The 21,685-nt window shown below is 68.6% G+C and carries 20 protein-coding genes; 19 read left to right on the forward strand and 1 reads right to left on the reverse strand.

The genetic code is table 11. The features are described 5' to 3' along the window. Positions 1-5: 5 nt before the first annotated feature. The gene (locus ACFWNN_RS21660) at positions 6-626 is read left to right on the forward strand and encodes a hypothetical protein (protein WP_382441715.1); all 621 of its coding nucleotides are present in this window, start codon (positions 6-8) and stop codon (positions 624-626) included. Here ACFWNN_RS21660 and ACFWNN_RS21665 read toward each other — a convergent pair. Then, a complete protein-coding gene (locus ACFWNN_RS21665) occupies positions 611-1,456 on the reverse strand; it encodes an inositol monophosphatase family protein (RefSeq protein ID WP_382441716.1) in 846 nt (281 codons plus the stop codon). The genes ACFWNN_RS21660 and ACFWNN_RS21665 overlap by 16 nt on opposite strands. A gap of 144 nt (positions 1,457-1,600) precedes the next feature. On the opposite strand from ACFWNN_RS21665, the gene ACFWNN_RS21670 reads away from it, so the two are divergent. The 18 genes from ACFWNN_RS21670 (at position 1,601) to nuoN (ending at position 21,671) form a co-directional block, all read left to right on the forward strand. Then, the gene (locus ACFWNN_RS21670) at positions 1,601-2,674 is read left to right on the forward strand and encodes a glycosyltransferase family 4 protein (RefSeq protein ID WP_382441717.1); all 1,074 of its coding nucleotides are present in this window, start codon (positions 1,601-1,603) and stop codon (positions 2,672-2,674) included. Beyond that, entirely contained in the window at positions 2,671-3,768 is a 1,098-nt protein-coding gene (locus ACFWNN_RS21675; RefSeq protein ID WP_382441718.1) for a glycosyltransferase, read from the forward strand. Before ACFWNN_RS21670 ends, ACFWNN_RS21675 begins: the two co-directional genes overlap by 4 nt. A 35-nt stretch (positions 3,769-3,803) precedes the next feature. Beyond that, positions 3,804-4,505 carry a demethylmenaquinone methyltransferase gene (locus ACFWNN_RS21680; RefSeq protein WP_382441719.1) on the forward strand — a complete coding sequence of 234 codons (702 nt, stop codon included), beginning with the start codon at positions 3,804-3,806 and terminating at the stop codon, positions 4,503-4,505. A gap of 84 nt (positions 4,506-4,589) precedes the next feature. After that, the gene (locus ACFWNN_RS21685) at positions 4,590-5,855 is read left to right on the forward strand and encodes a geranylgeranyl reductase family protein (protein ID WP_382441720.1); all 1,266 of its coding nucleotides are present in this window, start codon (positions 4,590-4,592) and stop codon (positions 5,853-5,855) included. A 265-nt stretch (positions 5,856-6,120) separates the two neighbouring features. Beyond that, on the forward strand, positions 6,121-6,486 hold the full coding sequence (locus ACFWNN_RS21690) for an NADH-quinone oxidoreductase subunit A (protein ID WP_363778714.1): 366 nt from the start codon (positions 6,121-6,123) through the stop codon (positions 6,484-6,486). A 7-nt stretch (positions 6,487-6,493) separates the two neighbouring features. Beyond that, positions 6,494-7,045, forward strand: coding sequence for a NuoB/complex I 20 kDa subunit family protein (locus ACFWNN_RS21695; protein WP_382441721.1), 552 nt, complete (start codon positions 6,494-6,496; stop codon positions 7,043-7,045). Beyond that, a complete protein-coding gene (locus ACFWNN_RS21700) occupies positions 7,042-7,782 on the forward strand; it encodes an NADH-quinone oxidoreductase subunit C (RefSeq protein WP_382441722.1) in 741 nt (246 codons plus the stop codon). The genes ACFWNN_RS21695 and ACFWNN_RS21700 overlap by 4 nt, the downstream gene beginning before the upstream one ends. Beyond that, positions 7,779-9,143 (forward strand): NADH-quinone oxidoreductase subunit D, encoded by a 1,365-nt coding sequence (locus ACFWNN_RS21705; RefSeq protein ID WP_382441723.1) that lies wholly within the window; start codon positions 7,779-7,781, stop codon positions 9,141-9,143. Before ACFWNN_RS21700 ends, ACFWNN_RS21705 begins: the two co-directional genes overlap by 4 nt. Then, positions 9,140-9,859 (forward strand): NADH-quinone oxidoreductase subunit NuoE, encoded by a 720-nt coding sequence (nuoE, locus tag ACFWNN_RS21710; RefSeq protein WP_382441724.1) that lies wholly within the window; start codon positions 9,140-9,142, stop codon positions 9,857-9,859. Before ACFWNN_RS21705 ends, nuoE begins: the two co-directional genes overlap by 4 nt. Before the next feature lie 8 nt (positions 9,860-9,867). After that, on the forward strand, positions 9,868-11,148 hold the full coding sequence (nuoF, locus tag ACFWNN_RS21715) for an NADH-quinone oxidoreductase subunit NuoF (protein WP_382441725.1): 1,281 nt from the start codon (positions 9,868-9,870) through the stop codon (positions 11,146-11,148). Further along, on the forward strand, positions 11,145-13,595 hold the full coding sequence (locus ACFWNN_RS21720; RefSeq protein WP_382441726.1) for an NADH-quinone oxidoreductase subunit G: 2,451 nt from the start codon (positions 11,145-11,147) through the stop codon (positions 13,593-13,595). The genes nuoF and ACFWNN_RS21720 overlap by 4 nt, the downstream gene beginning before the upstream one ends. 23 nt (positions 13,596-13,618) lie before the next feature. Beyond that, positions 13,619-14,914: an NADH-quinone oxidoreductase subunit NuoH gene (gene nuoH / locus ACFWNN_RS21725; RefSeq protein ID WP_382441789.1), complete on the forward strand. Its 1,296-nt coding sequence runs from the start codon at positions 13,619-13,621 to the stop codon at positions 14,912-14,914. Between the two features lie 2 nt (positions 14,915-14,916). Continuing rightward, positions 14,917-15,432 (forward strand): NADH-quinone oxidoreductase subunit NuoI, encoded by a 516-nt coding sequence (nuoI, locus tag ACFWNN_RS21730; protein WP_382441727.1) that lies wholly within the window; start codon positions 14,917-14,919, stop codon positions 15,430-15,432. Next, entirely contained in the window at positions 15,429-16,283 is an 855-nt protein-coding gene (locus ACFWNN_RS21735; RefSeq protein WP_382441728.1) for an NADH-quinone oxidoreductase subunit J, read from the forward strand. The genes nuoI and ACFWNN_RS21735 overlap by 4 nt, the downstream gene beginning before the upstream one ends. Beyond that, entirely contained in the window at positions 16,280-16,579 is a 300-nt protein-coding gene (nuoK, locus tag ACFWNN_RS21740; RefSeq protein WP_030473209.1) for an NADH-quinone oxidoreductase subunit NuoK, read from the forward strand. Before ACFWNN_RS21735 ends, nuoK begins: the two co-directional genes overlap by 4 nt. Positions 16,580-16,589: 10 nt before the next feature. After that, positions 16,590-18,527 carry an NADH-quinone oxidoreductase subunit L gene (gene nuoL, locus ACFWNN_RS21745; RefSeq protein WP_382441729.1) on the forward strand — a complete coding sequence of 646 codons (1,938 nt, stop codon included), beginning with the start codon at positions 16,590-16,592 and terminating at the stop codon, positions 18,525-18,527. Further along, positions 18,524-20,092 carry an NADH-quinone oxidoreductase subunit M gene (locus ACFWNN_RS21750; RefSeq protein ID WP_382441730.1) on the forward strand — a complete coding sequence of 523 codons (1,569 nt, stop codon included), beginning with the start codon at positions 18,524-18,526 and terminating at the stop codon, positions 20,090-20,092. The genes nuoL and ACFWNN_RS21750 overlap by 4 nt, the downstream gene beginning before the upstream one ends. 1 nt (position 20,093) lies before the next feature. Further along, positions 20,094-21,671, forward strand: a complete 1,578-nt coding sequence (gene nuoN, locus ACFWNN_RS21755) for an NADH-quinone oxidoreductase subunit NuoN (protein WP_382441731.1) — start codon at positions 20,094-20,096, stop codon at positions 21,669-21,671. Positions 21,672-21,685 lie beyond the last annotated feature (14 nt).

Below are 21,685 nucleotides of genomic sequence, written 5' to 3' on the forward strand. Positions count from 1 at the left end.
ACGGCATGGTCGTCGTCCGTTCAGCTGTCTGGGGTGCCCTGATCGGCACCCTGCTCATGGGCGTCCTCGTCACGGTCGTCGACGTGACGACCCCCAGCGACAAACCGACCTCGGCCTTCATCACCTTCATCGCGATCGCGTTCACCTCCTTCCTGTTCGGCGGCATCCCGGGCGCGGTCCTGGGCACGATCGTGGGCGCCATCCGCAAGGCGGCCCAGCGCCCCCGCTACACGCCGCCGCACCCCGTGCACCCGCCGTTCCCGCAGCAGCCCTACGACATGTGGTCGGACCTGGTCGAGCGGTGCGCCGAGTCGACGCGCAGGGTCGCCGCGGCCGTGCAGACCGTGCCGAACTCGCCCGCCAAGGAGTGGCTGCAGCGGATCAGCGAGCAGCTGGCCACCGAGCTCGACGACGTGCGCGGCATCGCGCAGCTGGGCCGGGCGCTCGGCGCGGTCGACCAGAAGCACCCCGTCTACCAGCGGTTGCTCAAGGCCACGCACGACTTCCACGCGTTCGAGAACGAGGTCGGGCGGGTGGCGTTGCAGATGTTCGACCACCCCGAGCTCGACGAGGCGCGCACGCACCTCGAAGTGCTGGAGAAGCAGCTTCCTCAGCTCTCGACCTGAAGCGTGTCGACCTGAAGCGCCGACTGCCACCACGACAGCACCTCGTCGGCCACGTCCGGAGCGGCGACCAGCAGACCGTCCACGGGCAACGACGCACCTGCCCCGCGTCTGTCCAGCACGACCGCACCCGACTCCACGGCCAGTGACACGGCACCGGCGACGTCCCACTCGTGGTAGCCGTGCAGCACGGCGGCGGCGACGTGACCCAACGCCACCTGAGCGACGGCCAGACACTTGGACCCGAGAACGCGCACGCCCGTGCCTGCTATCGCGGCTGTGGAGATGAACTCGCCCATGCCGGGCCACGGCCCCGTGCGGGTCATCTCGGTGCACACGACCAGAGAGTCGCCTTGGCGTTCGGTCAGACGCACGGGCGTGCCGTTCGCACGCATGCCACGGCCCCGTGCGGCGGCGTAGATCTGCGAGCGGTACGGGTCAGCGACGACGCCGACGACCGGACCCCAGCGGTCCACCAGGGCCAGGCTGTAGGCGCACCAAGGCATTCCGGCCGTGTAGTTGGCGGTGCCGTCGACGGGATCGACGACCCAGCGGTACTCGGAGTCGCCCGTGACGTCGTCGGAGTTCTCGCAGAACACCGGGATCGCGGGGAACTCGGACGTGAGCACGCGGCGGGTGTGGCGTTCCAGGGTGCGGTCGGTGTCGGTGACCCAGTCGAACGGTGACTCGTCGGAGTCGGGACGCACGCCGCGGCCGGCGGTGGCCATGATGACGTCCGAAGCGTCGTTCGCCAGGCGACCGGCCACTTCCAGCGCGATGGACACCAGGCCGGGGTCTACCGGGTGCGCGGGACGGGACGACAAGACGGTCATGCTGGCCTAGTTTCACCGCGTCTGATGACCGGGAACCTAAGCGCAGATGACGAATCGACGATCACCTGGCCACGACGTGAGGTGTTCCGTCCACGTCAAATCACGCGTCACGCGGACTTCATGCGAGCACCTCAAGGTGTGCTTGTGCGCGTAGCGATCGTGACCGAGAGCTTCCTGCCCCAGGTGAACGGAGTCACCAACTCGGTGCTCCGGGTTCTGGAGCACCTGCGCCGCAACGGACATCAGGCGATGGTCGTTGCGCCGGGCGCGGGTGCCGACGAGCACCATGGCACGCCCGTCGTCAGAGTCCCCTCCGTCGACGTGCCGCTGGTGACGAGTCTTCCCATCGGCGTGCCGGGCCCGAGAGTGCTGCACGCCCTCGCCGACTTCCAGCCGGACGTCGTGCACCTCGCGTCCCCGTTCGTCCTCGGCGCCTACGGGCTCAGAGCGGCGCGCAAGCTCGACGTGCCCACCGTCGCCGTCTACCAGACCGACGTCGCGGGTTTCGCCGGCAACTACGGCCTCGGCCTCACCAAGCGCGCCGCGTGGCGGTGGACCAAACGCCTGCACACGCTGGCGGACCGCACGCTCGCGCCGTCCAGCTCGGCGGTGGAGGCACTGGAACAGCACGGTGTTCCGCGCGTGCACCGCTGGGGCCGGGGCGTCGACATCGACCTCTTCCACCCGCGCCCCCGGCACAACGACGAGCTGACCATCGGCTTCGTCGGCCGGCTGGCTCCGGAGAAGCAGGTCCACCGCTTGAAGGAACTCCACGACCTGCCCGGCGTGAAGCTCCGCATCGTCGGCGACGGCCCGGACCGCGAGCAGCTCGAGAAGGACATGCCGAACGCCGAGTTCCTGGGCTTCCGCACCGGCCAGGAACTGGCCGAGGCCTACGCCTCCCTCGACGTCTTCATCCACACGGGCCCGCACGAGACGTTCTGCCAGGCCGTCCAGGAGGCTCTGGCCACCGGCCTGCCGGTGCTCGCGCCGAACGCGGGCGGCCCGCGCGACCTGGTCCGCCACGGCCGCACCGGCTACCTCTTCGAGGACGACATCACCCAGTACGTGGACCTGCTGCGCGACCCGTTGCTGCGCAAGCGGTTCGGCCTCGCCGCCCGCAAGTCCGTCCTGACCAGGACGTGGCCGGCGATCTGCGACCAGCTGATGGGTCACTACGCCGCGGTGATCGGACTGACGCACCAGGCGGCCGCTTGAGGATCGTTCAGCTCGCCAACTTCTACGGGCCCAAGTCGGGCGGCCTCCGCACGGCGCTGCACCACCTCGGCACCGGGTACGCCCAGCTGGGCCACGAGGTGGTCCTGGTCGTGCCCGGCCCGCGGCACGCCGACGAGCAACTCGCCGGCGGCGTGAGGCGGATCACCCTGCCCGCGCTGAAGATCCCGTACACCGGCGGCTACCGGGTGGTCGACCCGTGGCGCGTCAAGGCGTTGCTGAACGGCCTGAAGCCGGACCGGCTGGAGGTCTCCGACCGCCTCACCCTGCGCGGCATGGGCGCCTGGGCCACCGAACGCGGCATCCCGAACATCGTCATCTCCCACGAACGCCTCGACCGCCTGCTCCGCTTCGTGCTCCCGGAGACCCCGGCCGAACGGGGCGCGGACTGGGCGAACCGCCGGATGGCCGCGTCCTACGACACGGTCGTCTGCACGACCGGGTTCGCCCGCGAGGAGTTCGACCGGATCGGCGCCACGAACGTCGCCCAGGTCCCGCTCGGCGTGGACCTGACGACGTTCACCCCGGCCCGCCACTCGGCGGACCTCCGCAAGGACCTCCTGCGGGGCGCCGAGAACCTGCTGATCCACTGCGGCCGCCTCTCCCCGGAGAAGCACGTCGAACGCTCCGTCGACACCCTCGCCGAACTGCACGAACAGGGCCACTCGGCGCGTCTGGTCATCGCGGGCGACGGCCCCCGGCGAGCGTTCCTGGAGAAGCGGGCGGCGGGCCTCCCCGTCACGTTCCTGGGCTTCGTGAAGTCGCGCCTGGACGTGGCCGACCTGCTCGCCTCGGCCGACCTCTCCCTGGCACCGGGCCCGCACGAGACGTTCGGCCTGGCCGCCCTCGAAGCCCTGGCCAGCGGCACCCCGGTGGTCGTCAGCCAGAGCAGCGCCCTGAAGGAGATCGTCCAACCGTCCTGCGGCGCCGCGGTCCAGGACCACGCCGAAGCCTTCGCGACGGCGGCCACGGCCCTCCTGCGCACGGGCTCGCGCGAGGCGGCGCGCGCCCGAGCCGAGCAGTACCCCTGGCACGCGGCGGTGGGCGGCATGCTCACCGCGCTGAAGGTGCCCTGAAGAAGATCTCAGCACCCCTGACCTACTCTCATGACATGTCGCGAGCCGGCCTGGACAAGAACCCACGCGAAGTAGCCGAGATGTTCGACGGCGTGGCCAAGGGCTACGACCGCACGAACTCGGTCATGACGCTGGGCTTCGACCGCCGCTGGCGGGAGTGGAGCCGCCGGGTGCTCGACGCCCGCCCCGGCGAGAAGGTCCTCGACCTCGCCGCGGGCACCGCCGTCTCCACCGTCGAGTACGCGGCCTCGGGCGCCTGGTGCGTGGCGGCGGACTTCTCCGTCGGCATGCTCGCCTCCGGTGCCCACCGACCGGTCCCGAAGGTGGCCGCCGACGCGCTGCGCCTCCCGTTCAAGGACGACTCCTTCGACGCGGTCACGGTGTCCTTCGGCATCCGCAACTTCAACGACACGGTCGCCGCCCTCCGCGAGATGGCCCGCGTCACCAAGCCGGGCGGCCGCATGGTCATCTGCGAGGTCTCGACCCCGGTCTGGAAGCCCTTCCGCTTCGTCTACATGCGCTACCTCCTCAAGCTCCTGCCGCTGATCGCGAAGTTCGTCTCGTCGAACCCGGTCGCGTACTCCTACCTGGCCGAGTCGATGGCTTCGTGGCCGAACCAGCGCGCGCTGGGCGAGCTCATCTCGCAGGCGGGCTGGGAGGACGTGGCGTGGTTCAACCTGACCGGCGGCATGGTCGCCCTGCACCGAGCGACGAAGCCGAAGCCCGCCGCCGAGTAGGCACCCAGGACCCCAGCGCCCAGAACCCTCAGCAACGTCCGGTTAGGCTCGCGGAGGAGTCACGGCACACGTTAGGGAGTCTGGATGAGCAGGCGCGGGATCAACGAGGACGCCGACGTCATCGTCGTGGGCGCGGGACCGGCGGGCTCGACCGCGGCCACCTACCTCGCCAGGGCAGGCCTCGACGTCCTGCTCCTCGAGAAGAGCACCTTCCCCCGGGAGAAGGTCTGCGGCGACGGCCTCACCCCCCGGGGCGTCAAGCAGCTGATCGACCTTGGCATCGACACCCGCGAGAGCGCCGGCTGGCTGCACAACAAGGGCCTGCGCGTGGTAGGCGGCGGCGTCACGATGGAGCTCGACTGGCCTGACCTGGCCACGTTCCCGAACTACGGCGTGGTCCGTCCCCGGATGGACTTCGACGAGATGCTGGCCAACGCCGCGAAGGCGGCCGGCGCGCGGATGCACGAGCACACCACCGTCACCAAGGCCATCATCGAGAACGGCCGGGTCGTCGGCGTCGAAGCCAAGCAGGGACCGGAAAAGAACCCGGTCACCTACCGGGCGCCGATCGTCGTCGGCTGCGACGGCGTGTCCGCACGGCTCGCCCTCAGCGTCGGCCTGCAGAAGGACGACGCCAAGCCCATGGGCGTGGCGGTTCGCCGCTACTACGAGAGCCCCCGGTCCAAGGACGACTACCTCGAGTCCCACCTGGAGCTCTGGGCCCCGGACGGCAAGCTGCTGCCCGGCTACGGCTGGATCTTCGGCATGGGCGACGGCACCGTGAACGTCGGCCTCGGCATCCTGAGCACGTCGAAGGCCTACGGCACCACGGACTACCGCCAGCTGCTGCGGTCATGGCTCGACGCCACCCCGGAGGAGTGGGGCTTCCGCGAGGAGAACGCGACGAGCCGCATCGGCGGCGCCGCGCTCCCCATGGGCCTCAACCGCAAGCCGCACTACCGGGCGGGCCTCGTGCTCGTCGGTGACGCCGGCGGCATGGTCAACCCGTTCAACGGCGAGGGCATCGGCTACGCCATGGAGTCGGCCAAGATCGCGTCCGAGTCCATCGTCCAGGCCCTCGCGCGCACCGGCGTCAACCGTGAACGAGCGCTCCACGGCTACCCGGTGAGGATCGAAGAGGCGCTCGGCAGTTACTACCGTTTGGGCAACGTCTTCTCGAAGCTCATCGGTAACCCGGCGATCATGCGGACCGCAACGAAGTACGGAATGCCGCGGAAACGCCTGATGAAACTCGTGCTCAAGCTGCTCGCGGGCCTCTACGACCCCAAGGACGGCGACGCAATGGACAAGCTGATCGTGGCCGCGACGAAGCTCGCTCCGACCGCTTAAATTACTCCGAATAGGTGACGGCACCGGCTCAATACGAGCCGGTGCCGTTTCGCATGTGACGGGCAAGTTAAAGCCCCAGGTCAGACCCTGTGATCTAGGTCATTTACAGGCGTTCTACACTGGCGAGCGACCTTGTGAATCACTTCACAACAGTCTGAACTAGCTTGTGAACTGTTTCACAAGCGTTTGTTAGGTTCGCCTAACAAACGAGTCGGAGAACAACACCCTTAGGGTGCGGTCGACCGCGAGGAAAGGACGACGGAGCGTGCTTGACCCTTACCTCCCCCTCGTATTGATGTTCGCGCTCGCCGGGGCGTTCGCACTGTTCTCGGTGACCGCAGCGCCGTACATCGGACCCCGCCGCTACAACAAGGCGAAGCTCGACGCGTACGAGTGCGGCATCGAGCCGAGCCCGCAGCCGGTCGTGGGTGGTGGGCGCATGCCCGTCGCCTACTACCTGACGGCGATGCTGTTCATCTTGTTCGACATCGAAATGGTCTTCCTCTACCCGTTCGCCGTAGCGGCCGACAAGCTCGGCCTGTTCGGGCTGGTGGAGATCGTGCTGTTCGTCGCAACGCTGGGCTTCGCGTACATCTACGTGTGGCGCCGCGGCGGCCTCGACTGGAACTGAGGAAGTCATGGGTCTCGAGGAGAAGCTCCCGAACGGCGTCCTGCTGGTCAGCGTCGAGAAGCTGGTCAACTGGACCCGCAAGTCCTCGCTCTGGCCTGCCACCTTCGGCCTGGCCTGCTGCGCCATCGAGATGATGACGACCGGCGCGCCGCGGTACGACCTGGCCCGCTTCGGCATGGAGGTCTTCCGGGCCTCACCGCGCCAGGCGGACCTGATGATCGTGGCCGGTCGCGTCACCAACAAGATGGCGCCGGTGCTGCGGCAGATCTACGACCAGATGCCCGAGCCGCGCTGGGTGCTGGCCATGGGCGTGTGCGCCAGCAGTGGCGGCATGTTCAACAACTACGCGGTGGTGCAGGGCGTTGACCACGTCGTGCCGGTCGACATGTACCTGCCGGGCTGCCCGCCCAGGCCGGAAATGCTCATCGACGCGATCCTCAAGATCCACGCCAAGATCATGGACGAGCCGCTGAACGCCGTGCGCGCCAAGGCACTCGCCGACTCGGGCTACCGCACCGATCTCATCCCGTCCTCCGAGCGTTTTGCGAGGAAGAAGTGACCGAGCCAGGGGGAGAGCACTCCAGCGCCCAGCGCGCTGTCGAGGGCCTCGAAACCAACGGCGCCGAGGCAAAGGCGCCGATCGTCGCGGGCAAGGAGCGCAAGGGCCTCTTCGGCGTCTCCGGCTCCGGTGACACGTCGGGCTTCGGCGGCCTGCGCCTGCCCGCCCACGTCTCCGCGCCCGCCGAGCGCCCGTACGGCGGCTGGTTCGACGAGGTCGCGGACGAGCTGTTCGCCTCGATCAGCGAGAAGGGTCTGCCCGCCGACACGGTGCAGCAGGTCACGGTCGACCGCGGCGAGATCACCTTCTACCTCCGGCCGGAGACGCTGCTGGAGGTGGCGCGCATCTGCCGCGACACCCCGTCGCTGCGCTTCGAGCTGTGCAGCTCGGTGTCCGGTGTGGACTACGGCGCCGACGTGCCGCAGCGCCTGCACTCGGTCACCCACCTCACGTCGATGACGTACCGCCGCCGCATCCGGCTGGAGGTCGCGGTCGACGTCGAGCACCCGCACGTGCCGAGCCTCGTCGAGGTCTACCCGACCTCGGACTGGCAGGAGCGCGAGACCTGGGACATGTTCGGGATCATCTACGACGGTCACCCCGGACTGACCCGCATCCTCATGCCGGACGACTGGGACGGCCACCCGCAGCGCAAGGACTACCCGCTGGGCGGCATTCCGGTCGAGTACAAGGGCGCGGAGATTCCTCCGCCGGACCAGAGGCGGTCGTACTCATGACCGAGCGGCTTTCCGACGTAACGACCGGAACCGACACCAGCTCAGCGGCAGCCGACACCGAGATCGCGGAGTCGCGCCGCACCACCGAGGGAACCGTCTACACGGTCACCGGTGGCGACTGGGACGAGGTGCTCGCGGACGCGGTCCACGACGAGCGCATCGTCATGAACCTCGGCCCGCAGCACCCGTCGACGCACGGCGTGCTCCGCCTCGTGCTGGAGCTCGAGGGCGAGACGGTCACGCACGCCCGCAGCGTCATCGGCTACCTGCACACCGGCATCGAGAAGAACATCGAGTACCGGAACTGGGTCCAGGGCGTCACCTTCGTCACGCGCACCGACTACCTCGCGCCGCTGCACCACGAGGCGGCGTACTGCATGAGCGTCGAGAAGCTGCTCGGCGTCACGGTGCCGGACAAGGCGCAGGCGATCCGCGTGCTCCTCATGGAGCTCAACCGGATCAGCTCGCACCTCGTCGCCCTCGCCACCGGCGGCATGGAGCTCGGTGCCCTCACCGGCATGACCTCCGGCTTCCGCGAGCGCGAGGAAGCGCTGCACCTGCTGGAGCACCTCACCGGTCTGCGGATGAACCACGCGTTCATCCGTCCCGGCGGCCTCGCGCAGGACCTCCCGACGGACGCGGTCGAGAAGATCACCTCGTTCGTCAAGATCATGGAGAAGCGGCTCCCGGACTACGACAAGCTGCTCACCGGTCAGCCGATCTGGCGCAACCGCCTCGCGGGCGTGGGCTACCTGCCCGTCGACGCGTGCCTCGCGCTCGGCATCACCGGCCCGATCCTGCGCTCGGCCGGCCTCGGCTGGGACCTGCGCAAGGTCGAGCCGTACAGCGGCTACGAGAACTACAACTTCGACGTTCCCACCTCGAACGCGGCGGACTGCTTCGGGCGGTACCTGCTGCGCCTCGAGGAGATGCACCAGTCGCTGAAGATCATCAAGCAGGTCGTGAAGAGCCTGCCGACCGGTCCGGTGATGGTCGAGGACGCGAAGATCGCGTGGCCCGCGCAGCTCACGATCGGCAGCGACGGCATGGGCAACTCGCTCGAGCACGTCCGCAAGATCATGGGCCAGTCCATGGAGTCCCTGATCCACCACTTCAAGCTGGTGACCGAGGGCTTCAAGGTGCCGGCCGGCCAGGTCTACGTGCCGGTCGAGTCGCCGCGCGGCGAGCTCGGCTACCACGTCGTCTCCGACGGCGGCACCAGGCCGATGCGCGTGCACCTGCGCGAACCGAGCTTCGTGAACCTCCAGTCGATGCCCGCGATGTGCGAGGGCGGCATGGTCGCCGACGTGATCGCGTCCGTCGCCTCGATCGACCCGGTGATGGGTGGTTGCGACCGATGACTCAGGCAGCTGAGAACACCACGTTCGACCAGTCCACTGTGGACCGCGCGCAGGCGATCATCGCCCGCTACCCGCAGTCCCGCAGTGCGCTGCTGCCGATGCTGCACCTCGTGCAGTCGGTGGAGGGCTTCGTCTCCCAGGAGGGCATCCGGTTCTGCGCCGGGCAGCTCGACCTGACCGAGGCCGAGGTCAGCGCGGTCGCGACGTTCTACACGATGTACAAGCGCCGCCCGTGCGGTGAGCACCTGGTCAGCGTGTGCACCAACACGCTCTGCGCGGCGCTCGGCGGCGACGCGATCTACAAGTCCCTCAAGGACCACCTCGGCGTGGGCCACGAGGAGACCGCGGGCGAGCCGGGCGCGCCGGGCTCGATCACCCTGGAGCACGCCGAGTGCCTCGCCGCGTGCGACCTCGGCCCCGTTCTCCAGGTGAACTACGAGTTCTACGACAACCAGACGCCCGAGAAGGCGCTGGGCCTCGTGAAGGCGCTGCAGTCGGGGGAGAAGCCCGCCCCCACCCGCGGTGCCCCGCTCACCGACTTCAAGCAGGCCGAGCTCCAGCTCGCCGGGTTCTTCGAGGGTCGCGACGCCGACCTCGACGGCCCGTCGGCGGCGCCGGAGACGCTCGCCGGTGCGCAGATCGCCAAGGACCGAGGCTGGGACGCGCCCGCGATGCCGTCCAACGCCGAGTTCCCCGCCCTGCCGGAAAAGAAGTAGGGACGAACATGGTTGACCCGCTGACTCCCGTTCTCACCAAGCGCTGGACCGAGCCCAGGTCCTGGACGATCGAGACCTACGAGCGCACCGGTGGCTACACCGCCCTGCCCAAGGCGCTCAAGGCCCACCCGGACCAGCTCATCCAGCAGTGCAAGGACTCCGGGCTGCGCGGCCGCGGCGGCGCGGGGTTCCCCACCGGCATGAAGTGGGGCTTCATCCCGCAGGGCGACGGCAAGCCGCACTACCTCGTCATCAACGCCGACGAGGGCGAGCCGGGCACCTGCAAGGACATCCCCACGATGATGGCGGACCCGCACTCGCTGATCGAGGGCGTGATCATCACGTCGTACGCGATCCGCGCGAACTTCGCGGCGATCTACGTCCGCGGCGAGGTCCTGCACTGCATCCGCCGCCTCAACGCGGCGGTGCGCGAGGCGTACGCCAAGGGCTACCTCGGCAAGGACATCCTCGGCAGCGGGTTCGACCTGGACGTCGTGATCCACGCCGGCGCCGGCGCGTACATCTGCGGTGAGGAGACCGCGCTGCTCGACTCGCTGGAGGGCCGCCGCGGCCAGCCGCGACTTAAGCCGCCGTTCCCCGCGACCTCGGGCCTCTACGCGTCGCCCACTGTCGTGAACAACGTCGAGACCATCGCTTCGGTTCCCTTCATCGTCAACGGTGGCGCGGACTGGTTCCGCGAGATGGGTCGCGACCGGTCGCCCGGTCCGAAGATCTACTCGCTGTCCGGTCACGTCGAGCGCCCCGGCCAGTACGAGGCGCCGATGGGCACCACGCTCCGGCAGCTGCTGGAGATGGCCGGTGGCATGAAGGACGGCATCCCGATCAAGTTCTGGACGCCGGGTGGCTCGTCCACCCCGCTGTTCACCGCGGAGCACCTCGACGTGCCGCTGGACTTCGAGGGTGCCGCCGAGGCCGGTTCGATGCTGGGCACCACCGCCCTGCAGATCTTCAACGAGACCGTGTCCGTGCCGTGGGCCGTCATGAAGTGGACGGAGTTCTACAAGCACGAGTCGTGCGGCAAGTGCACGCCGTGCCGCGAGGGCACGTACTGGCTCGTGCAGATCCTGCAGCGGATGGTCGCCGGCAACGGCACGGCGAGCGACATCGACACGTTGCTCGACGTCTGCGACAACATCCTCGGCCGTTCCTTCTGCGCGCTGGGTGACGGTGCCGTCAGCCCGATCACCAGCGGCATCAAGTACTTCAAGGACGAGTTCCTGGCCCTCTGCGACCAGAACTCCAAGGTCCTGGCTGGAGCGAACGCATGACCATCGCCCCTGACAAGAACAGCACCGACGAGATCGTGGTGCCCGAGGGTCACGTCAAGCTCGTCATCGACGGCGAAACCGTTGTCGCGCCCAAGGGCGAGCTGCTGATCCGCACGGCCGAGCGTCTCGGCACGGTCATCCCGCGCTTCTGCGACCACCCGCTGCTGGAGCCCGCGGGCGCCTGCCGCCAGTGCCTCGTCGAGGTCGAGATGGGCGGCCGGCCGATGCCGAAGCCGCAGGCCTCCTGCACGATGACGGTCGCGGACGGCATGGTCGTGAAGACCCAGCTGACCTCGCCGGTCGCGGACAAGGCCCAGCAGGGTGTGATGGAGCTGCTGCTCATCAACCACCCGCTGGACTGCCCGATCTGCGACAAGGGCGGTGAGTGCCCGCTGCAGAACCAGGCGATCGCCCACGGCCGCAGCGACTCCCGCTTCCACGAGCACAAGCGGACGTTCCCGAAGCCGATCAACATCTCCACGCAGGTGCTGCTCGACCGCGAACGCTGCGTGCTCTGCCAGCGCTGCACGCGGTTCTCCGCGCAGATCGCCGGCGACCCGTTCATCGAGCTCCTCGAGCGCGGTGCGCACCAGCAGATCGGCATCGCCGAGGAGAAGCCCTTCCAGAGCTACTTCTCCGGCAACACCATCCAGATCTGCCCGGTCGGTGCCCTCACGAGCGCGGCCTACCGCTTCCGCGCCCGGCCGTTCGACCTCGTGTCGACGCCGAGCGTCTGCGAGCACTGCTCCTCCGGCTGCGCCGAGCGCACCGACTACCGGCGGGGCAAGGTGCAGCGCAAGCTCGCCGGCGACGACCCGCAGGTCAACGAGGAGTGGATCTGCGACAAGGGCCGGTTCGCCTTCCGCTACGCCACGACCGGCGACCGCATCAAGCGGCCGCTCGTCCGGGACGCGGAGAGCGGCGAGCTGCGCGAGGCGTCGTGGACCGAGGCGCTGCAGGTCGCGTCCGCCGGTCTGCTGGCGGCACGGGACGCGAACGGCGTCGGCGTGCTGCCCGGTGGCCGGCTGACCGTCGAGGACGCCTACGCGTACTCGAAGTTCGCCCGGATCGCGTTGCACACCAACGACATCGACTTCCGCGCCCGGCCGCACAGCGCCGAGGAGCTGGAGTTCCTGTCCGGCACCACGGTGTTCACGAACCCGGACAACGGCGTCACCTTCCAGGGCATCGAAGCCGCGCCGGCCGCGCTGCTGGTCGCGTTCGAGCCGGAGGAAGAAGCGCCGATCGTCTTCCTGCGCCTGCGCAAGGCCGCGCGCACCGGCAAGACCAAGGTCTTCCACCTCGGCCAGTTCACCACCCCGGCCGTGGAGAAGACCTTCGGCACGCTGCTCGCCTGCGTGCCCGGTGCCGAGGCGAACGCCATCAACGCGTTGCCGGAACACGCTTCCGACGTCGTCGAACTGCTGAGCAAGCCCGGCGCGGTGATCCTGGTCGGCGAACGTGCCGCCGTGATTCCCGGCGCGTTCACCGCCGTGGCCCGCCTGGCCGAGCGCACCGGCGCCAAGGTCGCGTGGATTCCCCGCCGTGCCGGTGAGCGCGGCGCGCTCGCGGTCGGTGCCACGCCGAACCTGCTGCCCGGCGGTCGCCACGTCGGCAACGCCACCGCGCGCACCGAGGTCGAGCGGACCTGGGGCGTCGAGGAGGGCTCGCTGCCCGCGACCCCCGGCCGTGACACCACAGGCATCCTCGAGGCCGCCGCGAACGGTGAGCTGTCCGGCCTGGTGGTCGGCGGCGTCGACCCGTTCGACCTGCCGGACCCGCGACTCGCGGAGAAGGCGTTGGCAGGGGCCGGTTTCGTCGTCAGCCTGGAGATGCGTCCGAGCGCGGTCACCGCGTACGCCGACGTCGTGCTCCCGATCGCCCCGGCGGTCGAGAAGGCCGGCAGCTTCCTCAACTGGGAGGGCCGCCGCCGCGAGTTCGGGCTGACGCTCGAAGGCACCGGCGCGCTGCCGGACTGCCGCGTGCTCGACACCCTCGCGGTGGAGATGGACGCGGACCTGTTCACGCAGACGCCCGCCGCCTCGGCTGCCGACCTGGCCCGGCTCGGTGAGGGTGCCGTCACCGGCTCCTCGCTGAACGTCGCCGCGCCGCTGGTCTCCCCGGCCGGTCCCGGCCAGGCCGTCCTCGCCACCTGGCACCGCCTGATCGGCAACGGTTCGCTCCAGATCGACGAGCCGAACCTCGCCGGCACGGCCCGCCCGGTCGTCGCGAAGGTCGCCGAGGCCACTGCACAGCAGTTCGGCCTGGCGAACGGCGGTCAGGTCACCGTGTCCACCGACCGCGGCGCGATCACGCTCCCGGTCGAGACCGACGACCTGCCCGAGGGCGTCATCTGGCTGCCCACCAACTCGGGTGACGTGACCGTGCGCCGCACGCTCGGCGCGGGCCACGGTTCGATCGTCTCCGTCAGTGGGGTGAACTCATGACCCAGCACGTCTACGCAGCGGAGATCGGCGAGACCGCCAAGCTCCTCGCGGACGACCCGGTCTGGCTGATCCTGATCAAGGTCGTCGCGATCTTCGCGTTCCTCGTGGTCATGACTCTGTTCATGATCAACTGGGAGCGCAAGGTCGTGGGGCGGATGCAGCAGCGTCCCGGCCCCAACCGCGTGGGTCCCGGCGGCTGGCTGCAGTCGCTCGCGGACGGTCTGAAGCTCGCGTTCAAGGAGGACATCCGCCCTGTCCTCGCGGACAAGTGGGTCTTCTTCCTCGCGCCGGTGATCTCGTGCATCCCCGCGTTCCTCGCGTTCTCGGTGATCCCGCTCGCGGGCGAGGTCACCCTGTTCGGCGAGCAGACGGCGCTGCAGCTCGTCGACCTCCCGGTCGGCGTGCTGGTGGTGCTCGCCTGCTCCTCGATCGGCGTCTACGGCATCGTGCTGTCGGGCTGGGCCTCCGGCTCGCCCTACCCACTGCTGAGCTCGCTGCGCGCCGCGGCACAGGTGATCTCCTACGAGATCGCGATGGGCCTGTCGATCGTCGCGGTGATCATGTTCACCGGCTCGATGTCGACCGGTGACATCGTGGGTGCCCAGGCGACCACCGTGCTCGGGTTCGCACCCGGCTGGTTCGGCCTCCTGCTCTTCCCCAGCTTCGCGATCTACGTCGTGTCGATGGTCGGCGAGACCAACCGCGCCCCGTTCGACCTCCCCGAGGCCGAGTCGGAGCTCGTCGGTGGCTTCCACACGGAGTACAGCTCGCTGAAGTTCGCGCTGTTCTTCCTCGCCGAGTACGTGAACATGGTGACCGTCTCGGCGCTCGCGACCACGCTCTTCCTCGGCGGATACCACGCCCCGTGGAGCGGCGAGTTCATGAACACCGGCTGGTGGGGCCTGCTCTGGTTCGTCCTCAAGACGCTGAGCTTCCTGTTCCTCTTCATCTGGCTGCGCGGCACGCTTCCCCGCCTGCGCTACGACCAGTTCATGAAGCTGGGCTGGAAGGTGCTGGTCCCGACCAGCCTCGTCTGGATCATGGCCGTCGCGGTCATCCGCACCGGCGCGATCCAGCAGCTCTCCACGGCGCAGCGGCTCATCGCACTCGGCGTCGTCGTCGGGCTCGTGCTGCTGGTCTCGTTCCTGCTGCCGGACAAGAAGGTCCAGGACACCAAGGGCGTTCCGCTCGCGGGTTCGGGCTTCCCCGTCCCGCCGCTCGACCTCGCGGTCCCCAAGTCAGCGCCCAAGCGCAAGGTCAAGGTCGCCAACATCCCTTCGGAGAAGGCAGCCGTCACCACCGGTAAGGAGGCTGAGTAGGGATGTTCGAGTCCCTGAAAGGCTTCGGCGTCACCTTCGGCACCATGTTCAAGAAGGTGGTGACGGAGGAGTACCCCGAGGTCAAGAAGGTGACCGCGCCGCGGTTCCACGGTCGTCACCAGCTGAACCGGCACCCGGACGGGCTGGAGAAGTGCGTCGGCTGCGAGCTGTGCGCGTGGGCCTGCCCCGCGGACGCGATCTTCGTCGAGGGTGGCGACAACACCGAGGAAGCCCGCTACTCACCGGGTGAGCGCTTCGGTGCCGACTACCAGATCAACTACCTGCGCTGCATCGGCTGCGGCCTGTGCATCGAGGCCTGCCCGACCCGTTCGCTCACGATGACGAACGAGTACGAGCTCGCCGACGACAACCGCCAGGACCTGATCTTCACGAAGGAAGACCTGCTCGCCCCGCTGCTGCCCGGCATGGAGCAGCCGCCGCACCCGATGCGGCTCGGCGAGAACGAGCAGGACTACTACGTGAACGGTCCGCAGTTGGCCAAGGAGGCTCAGAAGTGAGCCTTCTCGTCCAGTTCTTGGCGCAGCAGCAGCCGGAACCCGTCCAGCGGGTGGTCGACACCGTCACCACCGGCGAGGCGATCTCGTTCTGGGTGCTGGGCCCGCTGGCTCTGGCCGGCGCGCTCGGCATGCTCTTCGCGCGCAACGCCGTGCACTCCGCGCTGTGGCTCGTCGTGACGATGCTCAGCCTCGGTGTGCTGTACATGGTCCAGCAGGCGCCGTTCCTCGGCTTCGTGCAGATCATCGTCTACACCGGCGCGATCATGATGCTGTTCCTGTTCGTGCTGATGATGGTCGGCCGCGACAGTTCGGACTCCGTCGTCGAGGTCATCCGGGGACAACGACTCGCGGCCGCGTTGCTCGGCATCGGGTTCGCGATCCTGATGGTCGGCTCGGTCGCCCGTGCGCTCACGTCGGTCGAGCCCCGCGGTCTCGCCGAGGCGAACACCACGAACGGCGGCAACGTCGTCAACATCGGCACGAAGCTCTTCACGGACTACCTGTTCGCGTTCGAGCTCACGTCGGCGCTGCTGATCACCGCCGCGCTCGGCGCGATGATCCTGGCCTTCGTCGGCCGCGACGGGAAGCCCGCCAAGAAGACGCAGAAGGAACTCGTCGAGGAGCGCTTCCAGGAGGGCAAGCGGGTCGGCTCGCTGCCCGGCCCCGGCGTCTTCGCCACCGCGAACTCGGTGGCCACCCCCGCCCTGCTGCCCGACGGCACGGTGGCGGAGGAGTCGCTGTTCGACGTCATCGAGGCGACCGACAAGTCCAAGCTCTCGGACGACGTCGCCGAGGTGGCCGGCACCGCCCACGAGGCGGACGCGCACGCGCTCAAGGGAAGTGAGTCGTGACCCCCACCTACTACCTGCTGCTGTCGGCACTGCTGTTCAGCATCGGCGCCGTCGGCGTGCTGGTGCGCCGCAACGCCATCGTGGTCTTCATGTGCGTCGAGCTCATGCTCAACGCGGTCAACCTGAGCCTCGTGACGTTCGCGCGGATCAACGGTTCGCTCGACGGTCAGGTGATGGCGTTCTTCGTGATGGTCGTCGCCGCGGCGGAGGTCGTCGTCGGCCTCGCGATCATCATGTCCATCTTCCGGACGCGTCGCTCGGCCTCGGTCGACGACTCGAACCTGCTGAAGTACTGAGGGGTCACCGGTGACGGAACCTGTTGTCGCCAGCGGGGTCGCGAGCTTCGCATGGCTTTTGCTCGCGCTGCCCGCTCTCGGTGCGGCGGTGCTGTTGGTCAGTGGCAAGCGCGCCGACAAGTGGGGCCACCTGCTCGGCAGCGCGACGCTCCTGGCGTCGTTCGGCTACGCGCTCGCGTTGTTCTTCTCGACCGTCGGCATCTCGAACGCCGAGGAGCGGGTGCAGAACCTGCACCTGTTCAACTGGATCGACGTCAACGCGCTGACCGTCGAGTTCGGACTGCGGCTCGACCCGCTGTCGCTCACGTTCGTGCTGCTGATCACCGGTGTGGGCTCGCTGATCCACATCTACTCGATCGGCTACATGGCGCACGAGGAAGGCAGGCGGAAGTTCTTCGCCTACCTCAACCTCTTCGTGTCCGCGATGCTCCTGCTGGTGCTGGGCAACGGCTTCGTGACCCTGTACTTCGGCTGGGAGGGCGTCGGTCTCGCCTCGTACCTGCTGATCGGCTGGTACCAGTACAAGCCGGAAGCGGCGTCGGCGGCCAAGAAGGCCTTCCTGATGAACCGCGTCGGTGACCTGGGCCTCGCGATCGCGATCTTCCTGATGTTCAACAAGCTCGGGACGACGCAGTACACCGAGGTCTTCAGCCGCGTCGGCGAGTTCTCCTCGGCCGAGGTCCTCGCGATCACGCTGCTGCTGCTCCTCGGCGCCTGCGGCAAGTCGGGTCAGTTCCCGCTCCAGGCCTGGTTGCCGGACGCGATGGCCGGCCCGACCCCGGTGTCCGCCCTGATCCACGCGGCGACGATGGTCACCGCGGGCGTGTACCTCATCGCCCGCTCGAACCCGCTCTACAACCTGAGCGAGGACGGCCGCCTGGTCGTCATGATCATCGGTGGCGTCACGCTGCTGATCGGCTGCATCATCGGTTGCGCCTACGACGACTTCAAGAAGGTCCTGGCGTACTCGACGGTCTCGCAGATCGGCTACATGATCCTCGCCGTGGGCCTCGGCCCGATCGGCTACGCGCTCGGCATCATGCACCTGCTGACGCACGGCTTCTTCAAGGCCGGGCTCTTCCTCGGTGCCGGTTCGGTCATGCACGGCATGAACGACGAGGGCAACATCCGCCGGATGGGCGGGCTCGCGAAGTACCTGCCGATCACCTTCGTCACCTGGACGCTCGGCTACCTCGCGCTGATCGGCATCCCGCCGTTCGCGGGTTACTTCTCCAAGGACGCCATCATCGCGGCGGCGTTCACGGGTGAGGGCTGGCGGCCGTGGGTCTTCGGTGGCGTCGCTCTGCTCGGTGCCGCGCTGACCGCGTTCTACATGACGCGCCTGCTGATCCTGGTCTTCCTGGGCAAGCCCCGCTGGAAGGAGCTGAAGACCGAGGACGGCAAGGAATACCACCCGCACGAGTCCCCGCTCACGATGACCGTTCCGATGATCGTCCTGGCGGTCGGCTCGATCGGTGGCGGCTGGTTCCTCTCCTCCGGCGGACGTCTCGCCGGGTGGCTCGAGCCCTCGCTGGGCGAGCTGAAGGAAGAGCACGGCGTCATCTCGCACGGCATGGTCGGGATCCTGACCGTCGCGCTCGCGGTCGTCGGCGCCGGTCTCGCGTTCCTGCTCTTCGGCCGCGGCAAGCAGCCGGTCGAACGTCCGATGCGCGTGTCGTTCCCGGTGCGCGCGGCCCGTGCGGACCTCTACGGCAACGCACTGAACGAGGCGCTGTTCGCGCGGCCGGGCACCTGGCTCACCCGCGCGCTGGTGTTCCTCGACCTGAAGGGCGTCGACGGTGTCGTCAACGGCACCGCGGCGCTGCTCGGCGGTAGCTCCGGCCGGTTGCGCAGGCTGCAGACCGGGTTCGTCCGCTCCTACGCACTGTCCATGCTGCTGGGCTCGATCTTCGTGCTCGGGGCGCTCCTGGTGGTGAGGTTCTCGTGACCTGGGTTCTGATCGCACTGCTGGTGGTGCCGCTCGTCGGCGCCCTGGTGGTGGCGTTCCTGCGCAAGGACGACAAGAAGGCCAAGTTCGTCGCGCTGGCGTTCTCGCTCGTCGAGCTCGTGCTGGCCGTGCTGCTGTGGGCCGCGTACGACCCGGACGGCGACCGCATCCAGCTCGCCACCGGCGTGGACTGGATCCCGGCGTTCGGCGTGCGGCTCTCGTTCGGCATCGACGGCATCGCGCTGGTGATGATCGCGGTCATCGCACTGCTGATCCCGCTGGTGATCGGTGCCGGCTGGACGGAGAAGCTGCCCGCCGGTCGTTCGCAGGGCGGCTACCTCTCGCTGATCCTGATCCAGGAGGCCGTGACGGTCGCGGTGTTCGCCGCCACCGACGTCTTCCTGTTCTACGTGCTCTTCGAAGTCATGCTGATCCCGATGTACTTCCTGATCGGCGGCTACGGCGGCGCGCGCAGGCAGTACGCGGCGGTCAAGTTCTTCCTGTACTCGTTCCTCGGCGGCCTGATCATGCTGGCCTCCGCGATCGGCGCCTACGCGATGGCGTCGGACGAGCTCGGCAAGGGCACGTTCGACTGGGCGACGCTGGTGAAGGTGGTCAGCGACGCCGACTCGACGACGCAGACCTGGCTGTTCCTCGGCTTCTTCCTGGCGTTCGCGATCAAGGCGCCGCTCGTGCCGTTCCACACCTGGCTGCCCGACGCGGCCGCCGAGGCGCCCATCGGCGTCACGGTCATCGTCGTCGGCATCCTGGACAAGGTCGGCACGTTCGGCATGCTGCGCTACCTGCTGCCGATGTTCCCGGAGGCGTCGAAGAACCTGGCGCCGTTCGTGCTCGTGCTGGCGGTCGCCGGTGTCCTTTATGGATCGCTGCTCGCCACGGGCCAGCGGGACATGAAGCGGTTCCTCGCCTACGTCTCGATCGCCCACTTCGGCTTCATCGCGCTCGGCATCTTCTCGTTCACGTCGCAGGCGGGCGTGGGCTCGGTGTCGTACATGCTCAACCACTCGATCTCGACCGGCATGCTGATCCTCGTGGTCGGCATGGTGATCGCGCGCGGTGGTTCGTCGCTGATCTCCGACTACGGCGGCATGTCCAAGGTGGCGCCGCTGCTCGCCGGCATGCTGCTGATCTCCGGTCTGACCACGCTGTCGCTGCCGGGCACGAACTCGTTCGTCTCGGAGTTCCTCGTGCTGATCGGCTCGTTCCCGACGCAGCCGGTGTTCACGATCATCGCGACGGTCGGCATGGTGCTCGCGGCGCTCTACGTGCTGTGGCTCTACCAGCGGATCATGACCGGCCCGCTGCGCGGTGACGCGCTCGTGGGTGCGGCCGCCGGTCCGGGTGCTGTGGGAGACCCGGAGAAGAAGACCACCATCGGCGACCTCAACAAGCGTGAGATCGCGATTCTGGCACCGCTCGTTGTCATCGTGCTGGCCCTCGGGTTCTACCCGCAGCCGGTGCTCGACGTCATCACCCCGACTGTCGGGGCGACGCTGACCGAGGTCGGCGTGACCGACCCGGTCACCGTGCAGGAAGGCAAGTGACGTGAACCTTCTCGTCGCTCAGGCGCAGACGATCGAGGCGCCGGAGATCGATTACGGCGCCATCGCGCCGCTGCTGATCGTGCTCGGTGCCGCGTGCATCAGCGTGTTGCTGGAAGCGTTGCTGCCCAAGCACCAGCGGTGGGCCGTGCAGCTCGTGCTGACGCTCGTGTCGATGGTCGCCGCCACCGGCACGCTGATCCTCTACGCCACGTCGGACCGCCCGGAGACGGGCGTGGCGACGCTGGCGGGTGCGATCGCGGTCGACTCGCCGTCGCTCTTCCTGTGGGCCACGTTGCTGGTGCTGGCCTTCGGGTCGGTGCTGCTGATCGCGGACCGCTCGGTGGAGCCCGGTGGCGCGTTCGTGGCGCAGGCCGCGATCCGTCCGGGCACCATCCAGGACCGCGCGCAGGCGACGAAGACCGGCATGCAGACCGAGGTCTTCCCGCTCACGCTGTTCGCGCTCGGCGGCATGATGACGTTCGTCGCCTCGAACGACCTGCTGACGATGTTCATCGCGCTGGAAGTCCTGTCGCTGCCGCTGTACCTGCTGTGCGGCCTGGCTCGTCGCCGTCGCCTGCTCTCGCAGGAAGCGGCCGTGAAGTACTTCCTGCTCGGCGCGTTCGCCTCCGCGTTCTTCCTCTACGGCGTGGCCCTGCTCTACGGCTACGCCGGTTCGGTGAAGCTCTCGGCGATCGCGACGGCCGCCGGCGGCACCGACCGTTCCGACACGCTGCTGTTCGCGGGCTTCGGCCTGCTGGTGGTGGGCCTGCTGTTCAAGGCCGCCGTCGGTCCGTTCCACGCCTGGACCCCGGACGTGTACCAGGGCGCGCCGACGCCGATCACGGCGTTCATGGCCGCCTGCACCAAGGTCGCCGCGTTCGGCGGCATCCTGCGCGTGCTCACGGTCGCGTTCGAGAACACGCAGTGGGAGTGGCGCGGCGTGCTCTACGCCGTCGCGGTCGTGTCGATGGTGATCGGCGCGATCCTGGGTCTGACCCAGACCGACGTGAAGCGCATGATCGCGTACTCGTCGGTGGCACACGCGGGCTTCCTGCTGATCGGCTCGATCGCGCTGACCCCCGAGGGCGACGCCCCCGGTGTGAGCGCGACCATGTTCTACCTGCTGGCGTACGGCTTCACCACGATCGCCGCGTTCGGCATCGTGTCGCTGGTCCGCAACTCGGACGGCGAGGCGACGCACCTGTCGCAGTGGGCGGGTCTCGCGAAGCGGTCGCCGATCGTGGCGGCCACCTTCACGTTCCTGCTGCTGGCCCTGGCCGGCATCCCGCTGACGTCCGGCTTCATCGGCAAGTTCGTCGTGTTCAGCGCGGCGATCGAGGCCGGCCTGACGCCGCTCGTGGTGATCGCCCTGGTGGCCTCGGCCGTCGCGGCGTTCTTCTACCTGCGGGTGATCGTGCTGATGTACTTCAGCGACCCGGCTCCGGACGGCCCGACCGTCACCGTGCCCGGCGCGTTCACCACGATCGCGATCACGTTGGGTGCCGTCGTGACCTTGGTGCTGGGTTTGTGGCCCACGTTCGTGCTCGATTGGGCGGGTACCGGCACCTTCCTCAGCTAGGTGTACGTAGGCTG

It is taken from the genome of Lentzea sp. NPDC058450 (assembly GCF_042721395.1).
Lineage (GTDB): Bacteria > Actinomycetota > Actinomycetes > Mycobacteriales > Pseudonocardiaceae > Lentzea.